Consider the following 961-nt stretch of genomic DNA (forward strand, 5'->3'; position numbering starts at 1 on the left):
TGACTGGGGTGAAGTCGTAACAAGGTAGCCCTAGGGGAACCTGGGGCTGGATCACCTCCTTACCTATACGACTAACTTAATAGTTGTTGAGTGTTCACACAGATATGCTTGTCGTAAAGAAAGAGCAAATTACGTTGGGTCTGTAGCTCAGCTGGTTAGAGCGCACCCCTGATAAGGGTGAGGTCGGTGGTTCAAGTCCACTCTGACCCACCAAAATCTTTGTTTTCTCCTAAACAAGGGTTTTGTATTAACGTAAATTTGTTTGACTGCATGTAAATGGGGCTATAGCTCAGCTGGGAGAGCGCCTGCCTTGCACGCAGGAGGTCTGCGGTTCGATCCCGCATAGCTCCACCATTTACTTACTTTTTTGCTGAAATTGTAAGCTCATGCACTGGTTAGAGATGCCAAAGATAAATGCAGAATTTATCTTTGGCTTTTTTAAGCCCGCTCTTTAAAAATTTGGAAAGCTGATAGTGTTAATCTGAAAGGGATAACGACTACGATTTATCGTGTTGTTATTTATAGGATTAGCGCGAAATTAAAAAATTGAGTTCTAAAAACACTTAACATTAAGTGTCTTGGCTTACTGCTTCGGCAGTGAGTAAAAAATTCTAATTTTGGCGAAAGTAGAAACCATTAGTTACAGTACGGCTGTGTTGAGCTTACCCGCTCAAGACAACGAGTACGTCTCATAGAGACTTATTTGGGTTGTATGGTTAAGTGACTAAGCGTATATGGTGGATGCCTTGGCAGTCAGAGGCGATGAAGGACGTAGTAACTTGCGAAAAGCGTTGGCGAGCTAGTAACAAGCATTTGAGCTAACGATGTCCGAATGGGGAAACCCACATGCATAAGCATGTATCACTACATGAATACATAGTGTAGTGAGGCGAACCCGGGGAACTGAAACATCTAAGTACCCGGAGGAAAAGAAATCAACCGAGATTCCCCTAGTAGCGGC

At 43.5% G+C, this 961-nt stretch carries 2 tRNA genes and 2 rRNA genes; all 4 read left to right on the forward strand.

Annotated elements, in window-relative coordinates:
- Positions 1–62: ribosomal RNA gene (locus tag ACVBJC_RS20355) — 16S ribosomal RNA — on the forward strand; the annotation flags it as partial.
- 74 nt (positions 63–136) lie between these two features.
- Positions 137–213: transfer RNA gene (locus tag ACVBJC_RS20360), tRNA-Ile, on the forward strand.
- Between the two features lie 65 nt (positions 214–278).
- A tRNA-Ala gene (locus ACVBJC_RS20365) sits at positions 279–354 on the forward strand.
- A 360-nt stretch (positions 355–714) separates the two neighbouring features.
- Positions 715–961: ribosomal RNA gene (locus ACVBJC_RS20370) — 23S ribosomal RNA — on the forward strand; the annotation flags it as partial.

Source organism: Shewanella sp. 0m-6, from assembly GCF_052977325.1.